The organism is Falsiroseomonas sp. E2-1-a4 (assembly GCF_051433165.1).
Lineage (GTDB): Bacteria > Pseudomonadota > Alphaproteobacteria > Acetobacterales > Acetobacteraceae > Falsiroseomonas.
This window is the reverse complement of record NZ_JBHMFS010000013.1, coordinates 35,065-54,391: the sequence shown is the minus strand read 5'-3', so window position 1 is coordinate 54,391 and position 19,327 is coordinate 35,065. Positions and strand designations below refer to the sequence as shown.

Sequence of the window (19,327 nt, the reverse complement as noted above, 5' to 3'; positions counted from 1 at the left end):
CATGGGCGTGCGCGATGCGGCCACCCCGGCGCGGTGCCGCGGCCCTGCAACGTCGCGTGATGCTGCATGCCAAGACCCGCGGCGTGCGACCTGAACCCGCGGATGCGGGCGAATGGCGCAGCACTCAACTCTCGTTGGGCGAAGTCCGTTCCGCGCCGTGGGACTGCGGCGGTAGCAAGCGTTGAAGATCTTCGCGCAGCGCCGCGATGTCTGCGCGCAAATCGGCAATCTCCCGCGCGCCGCCGACCTCTCCGTCCGGCGCCGCCGCCTCCTGGCCAATGAAGAAGGTGGCGAAGCTGGCGGTGATGTAGCCGAAGACCGCCAAGCCGTAGATCGACAGCAGCAGCGCGAGCACCCGGCCTTCGGGCGTCACCGGCCAGAAGTCCGAACCCATGGTCGAGACCAGCATCGCCGTCCACCACAGCGCATCGCCGTAGCCGGAAAACCCGCCGCTGATCTCGCCCGCGGGTTCAAAGGTCAGCATCCCCCCGCCGCCGAGCAGGATGACGACGGCGGTCGTGGCAAGCACATATCCAAGCCCCCGCCGGTCGAAGCTTTTGCGCAGCGCGTTCAGGCCGCGATTGGCCGTGCCGACGATCCTGACGAGCCGCAGCCCGCGACCAAGCCGCAGGAAGCGCAGCACGCGCAGGAATCGGAACGCCGGCGCCGCCAGCGCGATGATCGTGATGGGATTGCGCCGCAGGAACTGGATCTTCTGCGGCGCCAGGGCGAAACGCAGCACGAATTCCAGGATGAAGATGATCCAGATGATCGTGCCCAGCAGTTCGAACACGCCCGAGGTCGTCCAGATCAATTCGACCAGAACCAGGCTCAGCCAGATGAAGGACAGCATCAGCATCGGCCGCTCGAGCCAGTCTTCCAACTGGCTCAGGACCCGCCAGCGTTCCTGTTCGGTTTCAGGCGCATCGACCTGCGGATCGGAGTTGTCTGTCATGGGCCTCTCCCTTTCCCGGGTATAAGAAGCCCCATCCCGGATCGTTGATCCGAAGTCTTCGCAACACATGGTGCGCTGCACTGATTTCTCGTGGGTGCGCGCGTGACGCACCATCGGGACGTGGGTATCAGCCGCGCAGCAATTCCTCGACCATCGCGCGCGTCGGCGTCGCGCCGTCCCGCGCCCGCAGGCCGCCGGCGGCGGAGGCGAAGCGCATGGCCTCCGCCACACCCTGGCGCTCCGCCATGGCCAGCGCATAGGCGCCGTGGAACACATCGCCGGCGCCGGTGGTGTTGGTGGCCTGGACGCGGAAGGCGGGGGTGACGCGCGGCTCCGGATCTTCGGCCGTCAGCCAAAGCGTGCCCTTCTCGCCGCGCGTCACCGCCGCGGTCCGGCAGCCGGCGGCGATCGCCTTGCGAAGCCCGTCCACCGGGCGGGCGCCGGGGGCGTAGTTGGTGAGGCCGGGCTGGGAGAAAATGGCGTGGTCGGCGCGGGGGATCAGGTCCAGCAGCAGGCGCGTCTCGCTTTTCTCGCCATCGATCACGGTCGGTACGCCACGCTGGCGCGCGTGGTCCAGGGCGCGTGCGCTGCCCTCCGGCCAACGCGGGTCGCACAGGAAGGCCTGCGCCGTATCCAGCAGATGCAGCGGCAGCCAGTCCGGCTCGGTGCCGAGGTTGTCGCCCCGATAGGAATAAATACTACGCTCCCCCACCGGGTCCACCAGCACCGCAGAAACCGGGGTCCGCGCCTGGCTCGCCACATGGCAGTGGGAGACATCGACCCCCTGCGCGCCCAGCGCCTCCAGCAAAGGTGGGCCGTTGAGGTCATCCCCCACCCGCCCCCAGAAGATGCAGCGCCCGCCCAGGCGCGCCACGCCGACGGAGGCATTGGCCGCCAGCCCCCCCGCGCCCAGGCTGTAGCCGGTGGCGCGGTTCTTGGACGGGGGCTGCACGATATCCTGCACGAGGAAAGTGTGGTCCATGACGACACTGCCGAGGCAGACGACCATCGGTCGGAAGTCAGGCGGTTGGAGATCAGGCGGTCGGAGATCAGGCTCGTTCATGCCACCCAGGGTTCCACCAGCCGGCAGGTTTCGCCAAGCGAAGAATGCTGCACCGCCCAATCTTCACCCAATGGATCTTCCCCAGTGGTTAAAAGCCCGCATCCTGCATCTGGGGCCGGAGCTGATGGTGCTGGACAAACCGGCGGGGCTGCCCGTTTCCGCGCGGCAGGGCGAGACGCTGGAAAAGTGGCTGCCGGCGCTCCGCCTCGGCAAGAAGCGCCTGCCACAGCCGGCGCACCGGCTGGACACCGACACCGCCGGCTGCCTGGTGCTGGGCCGCACTGCGCCCATGCTGGCGCGGGTCAACGCGCTGTTCGCGGCGCGGCAGGTCGGCAAGACCTATTGGGCGGTGGTGCGCGGCGGCCCGGCAGGCGACTCGGGCGTGGTGGAGGCGCCATTGGCGAAGGTCAGCAGCGCCGCGCGCGGCTGGCGGATGCAGGTGGATGCGAAGGGCGACCCGGCCCGCAGCGCCTGGCGCGTGCTGGGCCGCGGCGGGGGGCTGACCTGGCTGGAGCTGGTGCCGGAGACCGGACGCACGCATCAGTTGCGGGTGCATTGCGCGCATCTCGGCTGCCCGATCCTGGGCGATGCGATGTATGGCGGCGGCGATGCGGGCGGGCTGCATCTTCTGGCGCGGTCGCTGACACTGCCGTTGGAGCCGACGCTGCATGTGGAAGCGCCTGTGCCCGCGCATATGCAGGCGGCGATGGCGGCCGTCAGCGCACCCGCAACTCCGCCCCCGCCGCCACGCCATCCGCATCCAGCACGGTAACGCGGTAGAAGCCGGGCCCCGGCGGCACCCAGGCGGCCTCCCGCCGCGCCCGGTGATGGTCCAGCGGCGCGCCATCCACCAGGAAGACCAGGGGGCGGCGGCCGCCGGCGGCGCGCAGCGTCACGGGTCCGCCCTCCGCCAGCACAGCGCCGGGCATGGGGAACAGCAGCCGCAGCCGGTCCGCGGCCTCGGCGAAGGGGCGCGGCGTGGCGCGCACGGCCAGCGGCTGGCGCGGCGCGGCGGGCAGCCGGGCGAAGATCGCGGCCAGCGCCGGCAGCGCCGCGCCGCGCCCGGTCAGGCCCGGTATCGGCGTGCCATCCGGCCGCCCGACCCAGACGCCCGCGACATGCCGCGCATCCAGCCCCAGCGCCCAGCCATCCCGCCCACCCCAGGATGTGCCGGTCTTCCACGCCACCCCCTGCGGCCCGCCGCCCGGGAAGGGGTTGACCATGATGCCCGCCACCGCTGCCGCGGCGCGCGGCAGCACCACTTCCGGCCGCTCAGCCGGTGGCCCCGGCAGCGCCACCAGCGGCGCGGCGCGGCCGGCATCGCCGAGCAGCGCATACAGCGCCACCAGCTCCCGCAGCGTGGTCCCGGCCCCGCCGAGCGCCAGCGGCAGGGATGGCTCCGCCCCCCGCGCCAGCCGCGGCGGACTGCCGGCCAGCTTCAGCGCGGTGGCGTAGCGCAGCACGCCGAGTTCACTCAGCAGCGCCACGGCGGGCAGGTTCAGCGATTGGCGCAGCGCATCAGCGGCGGTGATACGGCCGACGAAATCGCGCGAGAAATTCTCGGGCGCATAGCTGCCGAAGCGGAAGGGCAGGTCCGCCACCAGCGTTTCGGGCCGCGCCACGCCCGCCTCGAAGGCCAGCGCATACAGGAAGGGCTTTTGGGCCGAGCCGGGGGACCGCACGGCGCGCGTCAGGTCCAGCATGCCGGCGCGGGTCTCCACACCAAAACTGCCGCCGACCAGGGCGCGGATCTCGCGGGTCTCGATCTCCGCCACCACCATGGCCATGGCGGCGTGGTCGGACAGGGCCAGCAGGCGGTCCTCGGCCAGTGCCTCCGCCGCACGTTGCAGGTCGCGGTCGAGCGTGGTGACGATGCGGGCACCGGGGGCGGCATTCCGCGCCAATTGGCGGGACAGGTGCGGCGCCAGGCGGGGCATCGGGTGGCGCGCGGTCGGCACCGGGGTTTCCAAAGCCAGTTCGCGCTCCGCCGGGCTGACCTGCCCGGCGCCGGGGGCGCGGTGGCGCAGCATCGCATCCCGCGCCGCGCGTGCGGCTTCCGGGTGCCGGTCCGGCCGCAATGCCTCCGGCCGCCTGGCCAGCGCCACCAGCAGCGCGGATTCCGCGGCATCGAGCTGGCCGGGCGCGCGGCCGAACCAGGCGAAGGCGCCGGCGCGCAGCCCCTCCAGATTGCCGCCCTGCGGCGCGAGGGTGAGCCAGATGCCGAGGATCTCGTCCTTGCTGAAGCGTGCCTCCAATTGCAGGGCGCGCAGGATTTCGATGGCCTTGCTGCGGAGCGTCCGCGGGCGCGGTTCCAGCAGGCGGGCCGCCTGCATGGTCAGGGTCGAGCCGCCGGAGACGATGCGGCCGGCACGGACCCACTGGAAGGCGGCGCGGGTCAGCGCCAGCGGATCGACGCCCGGGTGCCAGCGGAAGCGCGCATCCTCGGCGGCGACCAGCATGGCGACCAGATGCGGCGGGACGTCGGCCGTGGCGGTGGGCAGGCGCCAGATGCCGCCCGGCGCCGGCAGGGTGGAGAGGGTGCGGCCGTGGCGGTCCAGAACTTCCACGCCCGAATGCAGGCGGGAGAGGTCGGGGGGCAGGGCGCGGTCGAGCGCGAACACCCCGACCGCCAGCGCGCCGATCCCGAGAACCAGGCGCCCCGCGCGCCGCATCACTCGCTCGGCAGCACCGTGATGCGCGCTGCGTTCTGCCGCGCAAAAATACCGGGGCGGTACATGTCCTGCGCCTCCATCCCCGGCAGCTCGAAGCTGCCCGCCGTCACCGCCCGCACCCGCACGGCGAAGCGTGCCAGCGGCGCTTCCGGGGTCAGTTCCAGCGCCGCGGCATAGCGGTCATCCCGCGCCGGCTGCGCGTCCGGCTCCGTCAGCGTGCCGAGCCAGGGCATCCCCTGCACTTCGCCCGGGCCGAGCCGCCCGGCAATCTCCCACCCCGCCGGCAGGCCCTGGATCACCATGGCCAGGTGGCGTTCATTGCTGGTGGCCCGCGCTTCCATCAGCAGCACGAAGCCGGTGCCGGCGCGCAACGCATCGAGGTTCAGCGGCTGGCCATCCAGCGCGAAGAAGCGCCGCGCCAACCGCATGCCCTGGGACGCCGCGGGCAAAGGCGACGTCGGCACGCCGGCGATGGACACCGCCTGCACCACCGGCGCATCGCCGCGGTTGCGCGCCTGCCCGGCCGCCATCAACGGCGTGGTCACCACGCCCGCCACCGGCAGATCCCGGCCGTCCAGCGTGATCCGCGCCGGGCGTCCGTCACGCCCGAGCACGAAGGCCGCGGCGACGGCCCAGGCCTGTTCCTGGGTGTTGCTGACGGCCGGCGTGAACTCCGCCCCCGGCAGGCGGGCCAGCAGCGCTGGCAGCCGGTCCTGCGCCACGCCGGATTCGCGCAGCAGCAGGGCCGTGGCCAGCGCATCCCGCGCCGCGCTGCCGAAATCGGCGTGCCAGGTGTTGCGCGCCGGGCTGGACAGGCTGGCGGCGAAGATCGCCTCCGCCCGGTCGCGGTCCCCGGCACGGGCGAAGGCGCTGGCGAGCTGGGCCTTGGCGAGCGGCGTCGGCAGCTGGTCGAGCTGTTCCGCCAGCCGCCGCGCCGCGCCGAGCCGGTTGCGCCCGGCCAAGGCCAGCACATGCACGCGGTAGGCCTGGGCAGCGAGATACTCCGGCGAATTGCCGCTGTTCTCCAGGTCATCCTCCGCCGCCTGCAAGGCCGCATCCAGCGCCGCCTCCGGCACCGGGGCACCATTGGCGCGCGCCCGCAGCAGAGCCTCGGTGGCATACAGGCTGGCCCAATTCTGGACGTTGCCCTCGGCGCTCCAATAGCCGAAGCGGCCGGAATAGGTCTGCCGGTCGAGCACCGAGGCAATCGCCCGGCCGAGCAGCGCCGCATCCTCCTGTGCCGTATCCGGGTTGGCCGGCGCATAGGACAGCGCCAGCAGGCGAGACCCGGCCTGTTCCACACAATCCAGCGGGAAGCGGCGCAGGCCCGCCAAAAGTGCCTGCGGGTCATAGCGCACCGGCGCGCCCCAGCTTGCCGTGGCGCGCCAGCTTCCCCCCAGGAAGCGCGAAGACGGCAGCGCCACGGGGGCGGTGGCCCCCGGTGCGAGGGTGCTGATGGCGACCTCGCTGACCGCGGGGCGGGAAGATCGGACGGTGATCTCCGCCTCCCTTTCCGTCCGGAACCCGCCCGGCCCGGTGACGGCCAGGCGCAGCATGCCCTGCCCCACACTGACGCCACGCAGGATGGTCGCCGGCACCGCACGGGCGCCGGCGGCGAGCTTCACGTCCAGCGTATCCGGCCCGGCCAGCGCAATGGCGCCGGTCGCCGTCAGCGTGGCGCGGAAATCACCGGCCGGCAGTTCGACATTGTGCAGCAGCACAGGCAGCCGCACCTCATCGCCCGGGGCCAGGAAGCGCGGCAGCAGGGCTTCGGCCACCGCCTGTTCGCGGATGGTCATCGGCCTGGAGGCGCTGCCGATGCGGGCGCCGTCCCAGGCCACCACCATCAGCCGCACCTCCCCGGCGAAATCCGGCAGGTCGAGCGGGATGGTCGCGGTGCCGTCGGCGGCCACCGCCACCGGCCCCTGGAACAGCGCCACCACGCGCTGCGGCACCTGGAGCAGCGCGCCGGCCTCCATGCCGTCGCCACCCTGGCGCAGCACCGCCGCCTCGCCCTCGGCCGGCGCGATCAGACGGCCGTAATCGTCGCGGATATCGAGGCCCAGCCGGCGCCGCGCCAGGAAATGCGCCACCGGGTCGGGGGAGGCGAAGTTGGTAATTCGTAAAATGCCCTCATCCACCGCGGCCAGCGTCACCATGGCGGAGGCACCGGCGCCGGGGATGCGGACCGGCACCTCGATGCGCGTGCGCGGCCGGGCCAGCGGCGGCGTATCGATCGCCACCTCCAGCCGCCGTGCCGCCGGGTCCAGCCCGAGCCAGGCGAGGCCCAGCGCGCGACCCGGCCGCCCGGCCGCGGCGCCCGGCCGGAAGACGGTGACGGCGACATGCGCGCCGGGACCCCAGGCGGATTCCACCGGCACCTCGATGTCGGCGCCCGCTTCCGGCACCTCGATCTCGCGCAGCGACACCACGCGATCCGTCAGCACGGCGATGCTGGCCCGCCCGGCGAAGGGCGGGGTGATGCGCAGCCGGGCCGTGTCGCCCGCGCTGTAGGCTTGGCGGTCCGCGGCGACATCGACGCGGTCCGGCACCTCCGCCGATTCCGCCTGCGCCCAGCCGGCGCGGAAGCGGTAGCTGGCGATGCCGAGGCCGTTCGGCTCCGTCACCTCCAGCCGGTAGCGGCCGAAGGTCAGGCTGCGGGCGAAGCGGGCCGGCTGGCCGGGGGCCACCTGCACATCGGTGGAATCCACCGGCTCGTCGCGCCACACCGTCTCGTAGCGGGCCAGGCGCTCCCGGGTCACGATCCGCCAGTCGGGGCGCTCGCGCATCAGCCGCACGCGCAGCGTGCCGGCGATGGCGACGCCATCCGGGTTCACGGCGGCGATGTCGAAGGCGGCCTCGGCGCCGTCATTCACTGCGCCACCCTCAAAGGCCGGGCGGATGGCGAGCAGCGTGCCGCGCGCGCGCACCGGCAGGGACAGCCGCGTGCCGCTGGTCCGGCCACCCGGTTCGGCCATCAGCACCGCCACATCGGCGCGCAGCGGCCGCGTGGTGTCCGGTGCCTGGGGCAGCAGCAGGGCGAGCACCGCCTTACCCTCCGCATCTGTCTCCGGCACGTCGAACACCTGGAGGTCCGGGGTGAAGCTCTCGTCCATCAGGCCGAAGCGCCAGCCGCGCCAGGCCTCGAAGGGCTGCGGGTCGACGGACAGGCGCAGTTCCGCCGTCCCCGAAAGCCCGGCGCCGGGCGCGCCATACAGGAAGCGGGCGGCGACGGGGATTCGCATCTCCTGGCCCGGCACCAGCGTGCCGGGGGCAGGGCCGGCGATGACTTCCAACCGTTCCGGCACGAAGGCATCCACCCGGAAGCTTGTGGTGCCGATCGGCGGCGCGTTCGGGTCCGCCAGCACCTCCACCGTCCAGGCCCCCGCCGGCGCGCTGGCGGAGAGCGCCACGGGGGCGACGAAGGCCGCGCCCTGCACACGGTCTGGCACGCTCTCGAAAAACACCTGGCCGTTCGGCCGCTTCACCCGCAGCCGCACCGGCAAATCCACCGGCTGCCCTGCGCCATCGCGCAGCAACGCGCCCACCTGCACCACCTCCCCCGGCCGGTAGATGCCGCGGTCGAGCCACAAAAAGGCATCGAGCGGCCCCGGATGCGGCCGTCCCTCCGCCCCGCGATCGGTCAGGTCGAAGGCGGCGCTTTCCAGGTTGAGCGTGGCGAAATCCTCGCCCGAGAAGGCCTGCACCGCGACCGGCGCCAGATTGCCCGCACCGCGCAGCACCGCGGCGTTAAAGCGCGCCAGCCCATCCGCATCCGTCTGCGCTTCCGCCAGGATGTCGTTGTTGCGCGCCAGCAGCGCCACGCGCACGCCATCCCGCACCCTTGCGTCCGAAAATCCGCGAAGCTGCACCGCCAGCCCCTGCGGCCCGCGCCAGGCGGTGATGCCGAGATCGGTGGCGAGCACCGCCAGCGAGGCGCTGCGGCCACGCGGGGTGCCATCGCCGGGCCGCGCCACCAGCACATACATGCCAGGGCCGGCGCTGCGCAGCGCCTCCGGCAGCGGCAGGGCGGCGCGGGACATGCGGTTGGGCTCGGCCCGCGGCAGCTCCGCACGGCCTTCCCAGACCACGCGGCCGAGATCCTCGGACAGGTTCTCGCCGATCCATTCCTCCATCACCTGGCCCGGGCGCCAGTCGCGCATCAGCGGCACCAGGTTGCGCTCCGTCACCCGCACCAGCGTCAGGTTCAGCGCCGCGACATTGACGGTGGCGACCGTCACGCGCGGGTCCTGACCTTGCGGCAGCAGGAAGGCGCGGCTGTCGAAGGCGATGCGGGCCGGGCGGTTCGGCATGGCGATGCGGTAGCTGCGGTCGCGCTGCACGCGCAGCCCGTCCTCCCCCGGCATCCCGGCGCGCAGCACCAGCCGCGTCGTCTCGCCCCAGGGCAGGCCGGCGACGCACAGCACATCACCCTCCCGCGTCACAGCCATGCTCGGCATCGCCGGTTCCGCGCGCAGCCAGTCGGCGGGCTGCCAATCCGTGCGCCGCGCGGGGGCGGAGGTGAAGGCGAGGCAGGCGCGCGCCGGCTCGGCATCCGGCTCCGTCGTGATGCGGCGCACCAGCAGGCCGGCGCTGCGGCGGGCGCTGGCCAGCGCCTCCCGCTGCCGCACATCCTGGGGCGCGCGATCGACCACGGCTTCCAGCGCCTCGATCTGCCAGACCGGCTGGTCCAGCCGGCCCAGCGCCTCCGCCATCGCGAGCAGGGAGGGGATTTCAGGCGCGCCGCCGGGCACCATCATATAGGCGCGCCAGGCCGCCTGCAGCGCCCGCCGCGCCTCCGGCGGGGTGCGCGAAAGCTGGGCGCGGGACAGAGCCAGCCAGGTGTCGCCATTGGCATCGCCGGCGCCGACCCGTTCCTCCCACGCCGCCGCCGCGGCCACCCAATCCTTGCGGGCCTCCGCGGCACGCGCGCGGGCCTCGGCCTGGGCGCGCTGCTGGGGTGTGCCGCCAGCCGGGAAGCGGCGGCTCAGCGCGCTGTCATATTCGCCCGCATCATTGGCGAGGCCCGGCGGATCGAAGGCCAGGGCCGGCAGCGGAAGCAGCCAGGCCAGCAGCAGCACCAGCGGCAGCAGGCGCAAGGGCAACAACAAGCGGGGCGACATGGCAGGCTCCTGCGCGGCGTTTCCCGGCAGCATGGCATGGCCGCCGCGGCCCGTGCAGCCATGCCGGATTCGGCACGGCGAAACTCTGTTTCGTGCCCTTTATGCCTATTTGCGCCTCAACCCATCGCAAGTTGAAGCGGCGCAGTGGCCTGGCCCATCAGCAGGCACGCCGCCGCCTCGGCATCGACGGGGCCGCTGTAGAAATAGCCCTGCAATTCATGGCAGCCGAGGCGTTGCGCCCATTCGGCCATGGCGAGGGTCTCGATCCCTTCCGCGACGATGACGACCTGCATGAAGTTGCACATGGCGATCACCAGGCGGACGATCTCCTCGTTGCGGGGCAGGCCCTGGATCAGGCTGCGATCGATCTTGATGCAATCCACCGCCATCCCGTTCAGGCGGGCCAGGTTGGAATAGCCGGTGCCGAAATCGTCGATTGCGATGCGGATGCCGAGGGTGCGGATCGTCGCCAGATTGGCGCGGACCGCCGGGTTGTCCTCGATCAGCAGCGTCTCCGTGATCTCCAGCTCCAGCCGCCGCGGGTCGCAGCCCTGTTTATCGAGGATGCGCTGCACGGAGGCCGCGAAATCCGCCTCGCAGAGTTGCCGCTGGGAGACGTTGACCGAGACGAACACATCGAGGCCCTGGCGCGCCCATTCGCAACGCTGCCGCACCACCTGTTCCATGATACTGGCGCCGATCTGGTTGATCAGGCCTGATTTCTCCGCGATCGGGATGAAGGCGGAGGGCAGGATCAGGCCGCGTTCGGGATGCTGCCAGCGGGCCAGCGCCTCGACCGCCACGGCGCGCTGCGTGCCGGGGGCATAGCGCGGCTGGTAGTGGGGCACGATGTGGCCGTTCCGCAGCGCATCGCGCAGGTCCGACAGAAGCTGCAATTCCTCCTCGCGCTGGTTCCGCATGCCCTCGTCATAGACCCGCATCTGGTTCCGCCCGCCGGCCTTCGAGGCGTACATGGCAAGGTCGGCGCGCTGCATCAGCAATTGCGCGTTCGTGCCGTGCTGGGGAAAGCAGGCGATGCCGATGCTCGGCGTCACCATCAGCTTGCGACGCTCGCCATGCACCGGCAGCGCCAGGCGTTCCAGCACCAGCCGGGCCAGCGCATCGATCCGCCCCGGCTCCTCCGGCCCCTCGGTCACCAGGAACAGGAACTCGTCGCCGCTCAGGCGGATCACGGTATCGTCGCCAACGCGAAGCGCCGAAAGCCGTTTGGCGACCTCCATCAGCACGGCGTCGCCATGCAGGTGTCCGAGCGTGTCGTTGATGGCCTTGAACTGGTCGAGATCGATGAACAGCACGCCGATCCGGGCGCCACGCTGTTCCGCCTTCCGGACCATGGCATTGAACCGCAACGGCATGGCGAGCCGGTTCGGCAGGCCGGTCAGCGGATCATGATGCGCCCGGTTCTGCGCCAGCGCCTCCGCCTCCTTCAGCTCCGTCACATCGGTCTCACTGACCAGGATGGACGGGCGGCCGGAGACCGGGTCGTGGCAGGCGCGCACCGTCAGCTCATGCCAGCGCTGGCCATGGGCGCCGACAACCTCGGCGATCATGCTGCCTTCCGCGGCGCTGCGGATCTGCGCCATCATCCGCTCATAGTCCCGCCGGTGCAGGAAGCGTGAGGCCAGGTCCAGCCGGGGCTGGTCGAAGCTCGCGCGGGCGGCCGGGTTGCAGTACAGCGTGCGCCCGTCGAAATCATGCAGCGAGATCATCAGGCTGGTGTGCAGCAGCGCATCGGCGCTGCGAATCGCCTCCGGCTGCAGGCGCGTTTCGTCGCGTGCCTCGCAGAGCATGGCCATGCGGCCATCGGGCAGCCTGGCACCGCTGAGCCGCGCCTCCAGAGGCCGTGGCGCGCCGCGCGGATAAAGGGTCCACATCTCAGTGAAGACCGCGTCGTGGCTGATGAAGTCGCCCTGGTACTGCCGCAGCCGGCGCGCCACGGCGGGGGACATATCCGCCTTCAGGTCCCGCGCCACCAGCTCATCCAGCGTGGCCGCATTCCAGACCTCGAGCGCCGCGGCATTTGCCCAGACCACCCGGCCATGATCAATATCGAAGATCCAGACCGCGGTGCTCAGCCGGTCCAGAATCCAGCTAGGATTGCGCCAGTCATGCGGCGCCGACGTTTCCGGCGGCATTGGCGCCATGGCGCTGGCGGTGCTCACCCGAAGTCGGCCGGCAGGTCACGCCCGGTCGCCTGCATCGCCGCGCAAGGCCGCGGCACGGCCGGTGCTTGCGTGAGGCTGGGAGCAGCCTCGAATGCAGGGAATAATGTATACACCCGGCGTCTCGATCTTCATTCCTGATCTTCAATATATGAGCATTCTTACGTATTGGTTACTACTTCTCCGCATCCCACCGCTCCGGTCCGACGCGGGGAAGCCTGCGGTGTGCCCCCGGGGGCCATCGCTGCATCGCTGGCGCGAACCGCAGCGGGAGGAAAATGCGGGCGGCGGGGATCGAACCCGCATGGCACAGGGCCGAGGGTTTTTAAGACCCTTCCGTCTACCGTTCCGGCACGCCCGCCTCGGCACGGATTATGACGCGCCGGACCTCCGCTCGCCAGGGCGGCTTACGGGCCAGGCATCGGGCCTTCGCCGACGCCGGCGGCGGGGCTACCCCGCTGCGGCCGGCAGGCTGTCCCCTGCGACATCGGTCTGCGGCAGGATCGTCTCGATGGGCCGCAGCACGGTCCACCACTCGCACTGCTCCTCCCGCCCCCTCGCCGCGCACCAGATGTGGCCCAGGCCAAGCGGTCGCATGCCCAGGCCGCGCAGCACGGCGCGGGAGGCGGCGTTGTCCGGCTGTACGGCGGCGCGCACCTCGCTGACGCCCATCTGGCTAAAAATGGCGGCCAGCGCCGCCGGCGCTGCCTCCCGCATCAGCCCCTCGCGCTGGAAACGATCTCCCAGCCAGTAGGTCAGCACGGCACGGTTGCGGTCCGCCTCCGATCGTGCGGCACTGATCCAGCCGACAATTTCCCCCCCATCACGCCGGGTGATGACCAGGGGCAGCGCCAGCCCGGCCATGGCGGCGGCCCGGGCCTCACCCAGGCGGGCAGCCGCGGCCTCCGGCGCCAGATGAACCGGCCAGGATGCAAGTCGTGCACTGATGTCCGGCCCCATCAGGCCAGCAAGTGCCGCGGCATCCTCGGAGAAGGGCAAACGCAGGCACAGCCTTTCCGTGCACACATCCCGACGCTGTTCTTCTGATGCGTTCATGCATCGAGTTTGGCACCGTTAACGAGTGCCTACCAGCCTGGAGATCAACCGATGCGCGAGTCTTTTTCTTGGAAGATCAAAGAGGCGCGCAAGGCTCCAGGGGCCATGCCGAACATGTGAACGAATCTCGGAAAAGGTTAAAAAACCTGCCTTTCCGTGATAACGCCCCTGCCCCGAGCCGCCCGTACCGCCGAATCCGAGCGCCGGAAAGGCGGCATATTCCACCGTTCGGGCCGTGACGAGCGCGCCGGAGCGGGTGGCGGCAGCCACCGCCGCCGTCTCCGCCGGCGTGGCGCCGAACAGGTAGATCGCCAGCGGCGCCGGGCGGGCGGTGATCCAGCCGATCGCGGCCGCGAGACCCACCATGGGCTCCACCGCCAGGACCGGGCCGAACGCCTCCTCCCGCGCCAACGCGTCGGCGGGCTTGGGGAAGGCGAGCGCCAGGGCGCGTTGCCGGCCGGGGCCATCCGGGCCAAGCGGTTGCAGCGCCACGCCTTCCACCAGCCGGTCCAGCCGTGCCGCCTGGGCGTCGCTGGCCAGGCCGGTCTCCGGCAAGGCGAGGCCGCTGGCGCGGCAGGCTGCGATGAAGGCTTCCGGGGCGTGGCCGACCAGCAGCACGGTGTCCGGCGCCACGCAGGTCTGCCCGGCATTCACCGCCTTGCCCACCAATATGTCCCGCGCCGCCACCGCCAGATCGGCGCCGGGAAGCACCAGGGCCGGGCATTTGCCACCGAGCTCCAGCGTCACCGGCACCAGGTTGCGCGCGGCGGCCACGGCCACCTTGCGGCCGGTCTCCGTGCCGCCGGTGAACATCAAATGGTCCCATTGCTGCGCGGCGAAATCCGCCGCCACATCCGGCCCGCCGAGCACGGTCGCGGCGATCTCCGGGCCGAGGGCGGCCTCCAGCACCTCCGCGATCAGGGCTGCGGTGCGGGGCACGCCCTCGCTCGGCTTCACCACCACGCGGTTGCCGGCGGCGATCGCATCCACCACCGGCACCAGGGCCAGCTGCACCGGGTAGTTCCAGGGCGCCATGATCCCGATGATGCCCTTCGGCACCGGCTCCTCCCACGCCCGCGCCGGCCAGAAGGGGTAGGGCACGGCGGCACGGCGGGGCCGCGCCCAGCTTTTCAGGTGGCGGCGCGAATAGCGTGCGGAATCGACGGTGCACAGCACATCCGCCAGCAGCGTCTCCAGCCGGGATCGCCCACCGAAATCGGCATCCAGCGCCGCGGCCAGATCCTCCGCCCGCGCCAGCAGGGTCTTGGCCAGGCGGTCCAGCAGGTCCCGCCGCTGGTCCAGCGAGAGGCGGCCATCCCGCGCCTCCGCCGCGCGCAGCCGCGCGAGCGCGCCGGACGGTGTCTCGGCCGCCATCACGCCGCGACGGCCTGGCGGGCCTGGGCGGAGAGCAGCGCGGCGGCGGCGGCCTCGCCGGATCGGATGGCGGCCTCGATCGTTGCCGGCAGGGCGGCAAGCGTCCAGTCGCCGGCCAGCGCCAGATTCGGCAGCGGGCAGCGCGGCGGGGCGGGGGGCGGGTTCAGCCCGTGCCGCGGCGTGGCGCGGCGTTCGCGCACGGCGCGCGCCGGGGGTGGCTCCACCGGCCAGGCGCCGGGCAGGCCGAAGCGCAGCGCGGCCTCCCGCACCTCCGGCCAGATTTGCGACACGGCCTCCGCATCGCTCAGCCCGACGCTGTTATCCGCCGCGCTGACGGTGACGGAGACGCCGGTAGGGCGCACCAGCACCCATTGCGCCAGCCCGCCGAGCAATCCGATGAAACGCACCTCGCCCTCCTCGATCCGGGTGAAATGCACGTTGAGGATCGGCGCATGGCGGGCCGGTACCGGCAGGCCGGGCAGCAGGCGCACGGCCTCCCACGGCGGCAGGGCCAGCACCACGGCGTCGGTGGGGCCAATCGGCTGCGTTGCCGCGCCAAAATCCAGGCCGGTGACGCGGCCGCCTTCCTGCACCAGCGCGCGCAGCCGCGCCCCGGTGCGGAGGTTGGCGCCATGGCAGGCGAGTGTCGCCAGCGCCGGCGCCACCAGATCCGGCCCGAGTCCCTGGCGCGCCACCAGCAGCCGCGCCGCGCCCTTGCCGCCCAGCCGCCGCAGCACGGCACCAAGGCGGCTGGCGGAGGCCTCGCCCACCGGGGTGTTCAGCGCGGCCACCGTCAGTGGCTCCACCAGGGCGCGCAGCAGCTTCGGGTGGTGGGCGAACACCTCCGCCACGCTGCGATCCGGGCCCGGCAGCGTCAGGCGCAGCAGGGCGAGCAGGCTGCCCAGCGTCACCCCCTCCGGCCGTTTCGCCGCATCCCCCCAGCCGAGCGGGGACAGCGCGACGCGGCGGGCATTGCCGTTTTCCAGATCCAGCACCGGCAGGCCAGTGGGTTCGGGTTCCACCCACCCGTCCCGCGCGCCGATCTGCACCAGGAAGCGCAGCGCCGCATGGTTGGCGCCGAGCAAGGCGTGGGTGCCGTTGTCGGTGCCATCCGGCAGCGCGCGGCAGCGGCCACCGGCCACCGGCGCGGCCTCATGCAGCGCCACGCGACGGCCGCCGCGCACCAGGGCCAGCGCCGCCGCCAGCCCGGCCACGCCGGCGCCGACCACATGCACGGTCATGGTCTTACCGCCAGCCAGGCCATATGCAGCTTCTCACCCCGGGTCAGCCGCGGCCGCCGGCGCGGATGGGCGAAGCCGGTGGCGAGCATGCGGTCCAGCAGCCGGCGGTAGCCCCACATCATGATGCGCGCCGGTTTCATCGCCTGGCCGTCATGCTCCCGCAATTCGAGTTCCGCCCGCGCGAAGCCGGCCGCCGCGCGCGCCGCGAGGTCTTCGCAGCATAGCGCGAAATGCGGGTGGGCGACGATGGCAGAAGGCGTGCCGGGCGGAACACCATGGCGCGCGAGCAGGGAGGCCGGGACATAGACGCGGTCGATCGCCGCATCCTCATCCACGTCGCGTACGATGTTCACCAGTTGCAGGGTACGGCCGAGCGCCAGGCCGAACGCCTCCGCCCCCGGCGCGCCGAAGATCCGCACCGCCATGGAACCGACGCTGCCTGCGACGCGGCGGCAATAGGCATCCAGCGCCGCCTCATCCGGCAGGCGCAGGCCGGGGGTGGCATCCGTCTCCATGCCGTCGATCATCGCGACGCATTCGGCCAGCGGCAAAGCGAAGGCCGCGCGGGCCAGGGCGAGTTCGGCGGAGAGCGCACAATCCGGCTGCACCAGCTTGCCGCGCCAGGCGGCCAGCAGGCGGCGCTTTTCCGCCTCCGGCATCGCGCCATCGGCGATATCGTCCACCGCGCGGCAGAAACCGTAAACGGCATAGAGCGCCCGGCGGCGTTCGCCCTTCAGCACCGCCATGCCGCGGCCGAAGCTGCTGCCGGCGCGGTCCACGCGGGCGCGCACCACCGCAGCATCGCCGGGCGGGGCGCGCAGCAGGCCGCCAAAGGCGGCGGCGAAATCGGTACGGCGGAGGGCAACGCGCCCGGCCACCGGGTCCGCCGCGCGCAGCCGGGCCAGCAGGCGCCAGGCCAAGGCGAGGGTCACCGCCGCCTGACGCCGCAAGCGGGATTGCAACAGGCGCGGCAGCGGCGCCGCCGCTTCCAGCGCCGCCTCCACCCGATCCAGCGCCGCATCCAGCACGGCACGGCGCAGCGGGTTGGCGGGGGCGAAGAAGGCGTCTTCCCCACCCGCGAGAGCCATCCAGGATTCGGGCAGGTAGATGCGGCCCATCGTGGCGCGGTCCGGCACCAGATCCTGCAAATGGTTCAGGATCTGCAAGGCGGCGCACAGCGCATCGGCGGCAGGTGCGGCCTGCGGATGCGTATCCCCATGCAGGCGCAGCAGCATGCGACCGACCGGCGCGGCGGAACGCTGGCAGTAGTCCTCCAGCGCCGGCCAATCCGCGTAGCGCGACTGCACCGCATCCTGGCGGAAGGCGGAGAGCAGCACCCGCGCCTCCGCCGTGCCGACCTCGGCCAGCGGGCCGCGCGGGTCGTCCAGCAGGCGTTCCATCGCATCCAGCCGCGCCAGCTTCACGTCAGGCGACAGGTCCGGCGCATCGGCAATGTCGTCCGCCATGCGGGCGAAGCGGTAGAAGGCGATGACCTTCGGCCGCAATTCGGGCGGCAGCAGGCGGGATGCGACAGGGAAATTTTCCGTCGTTTCCGTCCGGTTCGGTGGCCCTGCGGCAAGCCCGGCCGTGAACGCGGACTGGTCCATGCGCAGCTACGGCCGTTTCAACGTGCCGGGGCACGGCGAACCGCCCCCAGCTGGTTGTTGTAGCGCATAGTCCGAAACTGCTTCAGACGGGCTCATAGGCCCGCCCCTTCCATCCGGCCGGCTTGCCCATCAGCCCGCGCGCCAGCGCCACCCATTGGATGGCGAGTGCCACCAGCACCGTCAGCGGATGCAGCGGAATGGTCCACCACGGCTCCCGCACCCGTAGCGTGACGGCGGCGCGCAGCGCGAAGCCCAGCGCCAGCGCCAGGATCGCGGCGCTGCGCGGCAGGAAGAAGAACGGCCAGAGATGCGCGCCGGCCAGCATGACGGTCCAGATCGGCAGCCCCACCGGCGTCGCCATGCCCTCCCGCGCATTCTTGATGAAGCCGGCCCAACTATCCCGAAAATTCGTGTACATGCGGCAGGTGGCCAGCGCGTGGCCCTCGACGATTTCCGTCGCCAGGCCGTGCTCGCGCATGCGGCGCGCGAGCGCCAGCCCGTCATGCAGGACGCCGCGCACACCCTCATGCCCGCCCGCAGCAAAATATCCCTCCCGCTCCACCAGCAGAAGCTGGCCACAGGCGGCCGCCATGCCGGAGCGCCGGGTGAAGGCGCGGCCGCCGCCGGGCAGGTAGCAGAAGATCAGGAAATTGATCATCGGCACCGTCAGCGCCTCACCCAGCGAGCCGATGTTCTGCTTCGGCACGCCGGTGACCATCGCCGTGCCGGTGCGCGCGGCGTGGCCGGCCATGGTGGAAGCAGCCTCCGGCGCCAGGCGCACATCGGCATCGATGAACAGGAAATGCGTGCCGCGCGCGGCATCCGCCAGGCGGGCGCAGGCATGCACCTTGCCGGTCCAGCCCGGCGGCAGGGCGGGCGCCGCCTCCAGCCGCACCCGCGCATCCCGCGCCGCATAGGAACGCACGATCTCCGCCGTACCGTCGGTGGAGCCGTCATCCATCACCACGACTTCGACCGCCACGCCGGCGGAGGCCAGCGCGACATCGAGGCAGCCGGCGATGTTCGCGGCCTCGTTCCGCGCCGGGACCAGGATGGAAACCAGCGTCCCATCCGCAGGCGTGCCGCGGGGCGGACGGACCAGGAACAGGTTCACCACCCCCATGGTGGCCGGGAACATGGCCAGCGCGAGCGCTATCCAGGCCCAGGTGAAATCCCAGGTGCCATCCGTATCCATCGCCTAACGCGCCCCCCCCGTGGGATCATGTCTTGGGTCAAATGATTGTCCCTTCACCGCGGAAAGCAAGCGTCGCCAGAGCTGATAGATGCCACCCATGCCTTCGGGGCCCTGTAGCAGCGTCTCGAACCGCGCCGGGTCCCGCGCGATGGCATCCTGCGCCAGGCGGTCCATGGTGGCGGCCAGCGCGCCCGACAGCACTGCCAGCCGGTCCTCCCGCGGCAGCGCGGCCAGTGTGGCGGCTTCGATCGGCGGGCCGAAGGCGCACAGCATTTCCGCCTTGCGCTCGGACCAGAAGGGGTAGTCGAGCGCCAGCGGCACGAACAGCGCATCGCGCGCCATCTCCGGCAGGCGGGACATGCCGGGGGCGATCGGCACCGGGCGTTCGCGCACATCGCTGAAGCGGCCCGGCGCGTTCATCCACAGCATCCGGTCCGGCGCCGCCAGCACCTGCCGCGCGGTGCGCAGGAAGGCCACGGCACCGCGCGGCGTGCCGCCCTCCACGCCGAAAACCCCGATGCGCGTCATGAAGCGGTATTTGGTGATCGCCCCGGCATCCATCGGCACGAACATGCGCCGCCCCGGGAACAGCCGGTTCGACAGCAGCATGAAGGCGACCCCGTCCCACCAGCCCGGATGGTTGGCGAAAACCACCAGCGGCCGCGCGCCGTAATCCCCCGGCAGGCCCCAGCGCGCCACCCGCCCGGCGCGCATATGTGTGCGGAAGAAGCGGCTGAACATGTAGTGGAAGAACGCCATGCGGCGCGGGTCGTACAGCGTGACCGGGCTGTCGCCCGCCTCGCCCCGTTCACCGCCCCGTTCACCGCCCTGGGCCGCTGGCGGCATGGCGTTCATGGC

General features: G+C 72.0%; 12 protein-coding genes and 1 tRNA gene. 1 reads left to right on the top strand and 12 read right to left on the bottom strand.

What is annotated here, in order from left to right:
• Positions 1–124: 124 nt before the first annotated feature.
• Both ACFHNC_RS15195 and ACFHNC_RS15190 read right to left on the bottom strand, forming a co-directional pair.
• Positions 125–1,069, bottom strand: a complete 945-nt coding sequence (locus ACFHNC_RS15195) for an ion transporter (protein WP_437170072.1) — start codon at positions 1,067–1,069, stop codon at positions 125–127.
• Positions 1,070–1,082: 13 nt separating this feature from the next.
• Positions 1,083–1,964, bottom strand: a complete 882-nt coding sequence (locus tag ACFHNC_RS15190; protein ID WP_437170071.1) for a PfkB family carbohydrate kinase — start codon at positions 1,962–1,964, stop codon at positions 1,083–1,085.
• A 124-nt stretch (positions 1,965–2,088) separates the two neighbouring features.
• On the opposite strand from ACFHNC_RS15190, the gene ACFHNC_RS15185 reads away from it, so the two are divergent.
• Positions 2,089–2,790 (top strand): RluA family pseudouridine synthase, encoded by a 702-nt coding sequence (locus ACFHNC_RS15185; RefSeq protein ID WP_437170070.1) that lies wholly within the window; start codon positions 2,089–2,091, stop codon positions 2,788–2,790.
• On the opposite strand, the gene pbpC is transcribed toward ACFHNC_RS15185, so the two are convergent.
• The 10 genes from pbpC to ACFHNC_RS15135 all read right to left on the bottom strand — a co-directional run bounded on the left by pbpC (position 2,735) and on the right by ACFHNC_RS15135 (position 19,324).
• Positions 2,735–4,690, bottom strand: coding sequence for a penicillin-binding protein 1C (gene pbpC, locus ACFHNC_RS15180; protein WP_437170069.1), 1,956 nt, complete (start codon positions 4,688–4,690; stop codon positions 2,735–2,737). The two genes, ACFHNC_RS15185 and pbpC, sit on opposite strands and share 56 nt — an antisense overlap.
• Positions 4,690–9,813, bottom strand: a complete 5,124-nt coding sequence (locus ACFHNC_RS15175) for an alpha-2-macroglobulin family protein (RefSeq protein WP_437170068.1) — start codon at positions 9,811–9,813, stop codon at positions 4,690–4,692. Before ACFHNC_RS15175 ends, pbpC begins: the two co-directional genes overlap by 1 nt.
• 116 nt (positions 9,814–9,929) lie before the next feature.
• Positions 9,930–11,996, bottom strand: a complete 2,067-nt coding sequence (locus ACFHNC_RS15170) for a putative bifunctional diguanylate cyclase/phosphodiesterase (protein WP_437170067.1) — start codon at positions 11,994–11,996, stop codon at positions 9,930–9,932.
• Between the two features lie 279 nt (positions 11,997–12,275).
• A tRNA-Leu gene (locus tag ACFHNC_RS15165) sits at positions 12,276–12,357 on the bottom strand.
• Positions 12,358–12,446: 89 nt separating this feature from the next.
• Positions 12,447–13,052 carry a GNAT family N-acetyltransferase gene (locus tag ACFHNC_RS15160; protein WP_437170066.1) on the bottom strand — a complete coding sequence of 202 codons (606 nt, stop codon included), beginning with the start codon at positions 13,050–13,052 and terminating at the stop codon, positions 12,447–12,449.
• 18 nt (positions 13,053–13,070) lie between these two features.
• Complete coding sequence (locus tag ACFHNC_RS15155) at positions 13,071–14,426, bottom strand: aldehyde dehydrogenase family protein (RefSeq protein ID WP_437170065.1); 1,356 nt, start codon at positions 14,424–14,426, stop codon at positions 13,071–13,073.
• Positions 14,426–15,667, bottom strand: coding sequence for a hydroxysqualene dehydroxylase (locus ACFHNC_RS15150; RefSeq protein ID WP_437170064.1), 1,242 nt, complete (start codon positions 15,665–15,667; stop codon positions 14,426–14,428). Before ACFHNC_RS15150 ends, ACFHNC_RS15155 begins: the two co-directional genes overlap by 1 nt.
• A complete protein-coding gene (locus ACFHNC_RS15145; protein WP_437170063.1) occupies positions 15,664–17,274 on the bottom strand; it encodes a squalene/phytoene synthase family protein in 1,611 nt (536 codons plus the stop codon). The genes ACFHNC_RS15150 and ACFHNC_RS15145 overlap by 4 nt, the downstream gene beginning before the upstream one ends.
• A gap of 82 nt (positions 17,275–17,356) precedes the next feature.
• On the bottom strand, positions 17,357–18,469 hold the full coding sequence (locus tag ACFHNC_RS15140; RefSeq protein ID WP_437170062.1) for a glycosyltransferase: 1,113 nt from the start codon (positions 18,467–18,469) through the stop codon (positions 17,357–17,359).
• Between the two features lie 3 nt (positions 18,470–18,472).
• Positions 18,473–19,324: a lysophospholipid acyltransferase family protein gene (locus ACFHNC_RS15135; protein WP_437170061.1), complete on the bottom strand. Its 852-nt coding sequence runs from the start codon at positions 19,322–19,324 to the stop codon at positions 18,473–18,475.
• Between the last annotated feature and the right edge of the window lie 3 nt (positions 19,325–19,327).

Excerpts from the sequence above, each read along its gene's own strand:
- ACFHNC_RS15195 (WP_437170072.1), bottom strand. The coding sequence starts at position 1,069 with ATGGTGCGTCACGCGCGCACCCACGAGAAATCAGTGCAGCGCACCATG.
- ACFHNC_RS15135 (WP_437170061.1), bottom strand. The coding sequence starts at position 19,324 with ATGAACGCCATGCCGCCAGCGGCCCAGGGCGGTGAACGGGGCGGTGAA.
- ACFHNC_RS15145 (WP_437170063.1), bottom strand. The coding sequence starts at position 17,274 with ATGGACCAGTCCGCGTTCACGGCCGGGCTTGCCGCAGGGCCACCGAAC.
- ACFHNC_RS15150 (WP_437170064.1), bottom strand. The coding sequence starts at position 15,667 with ATGACCGTGCATGTGGTCGGCGCCGGCGTGGCCGGGCTGGCGGCGGCG.
- ACFHNC_RS15160 (WP_437170066.1), bottom strand. The coding sequence starts at position 13,052 with ATGAACGCATCAGAAGAACAGCGTCGGGATGTGTGCACGGAAAGGCTG.
- ACFHNC_RS15185 (WP_437170070.1), top strand. The coding sequence starts at position 2,089 with ATGGATCTTCCCCAGTGGTTAAAAGCCCGCATCCTGCATCTGGGGCCG.
- pbpC (WP_437170069.1), bottom strand. The coding sequence starts at position 4,690 with ATGCGGCGCGCGGGGCGCCTGGTTCTCGGGATCGGCGCGCTGGCGGTC.
- ACFHNC_RS15175 (WP_437170068.1), bottom strand. The coding sequence starts at position 9,813 with ATGTCGCCCCGCTTGTTGTTGCCCTTGCGCCTGCTGCCGCTGGTGCTG.
- ACFHNC_RS15190 (WP_437170071.1), bottom strand. The coding sequence starts at position 1,964 with ATGGTCGTCTGCCTCGGCAGTGTCGTCATGGACCACACTTTCCTCGTG.
- ACFHNC_RS15140 (WP_437170062.1), bottom strand. The coding sequence starts at position 18,469 with ATGGATACGGATGGCACCTGGGATTTCACCTGGGCCTGGATAGCGCTC.
- ACFHNC_RS15155 (WP_437170065.1), bottom strand. The coding sequence starts at position 14,426 with ATGGCGGCCGAGACACCGTCCGGCGCGCTCGCGCGGCTGCGCGCGGCG.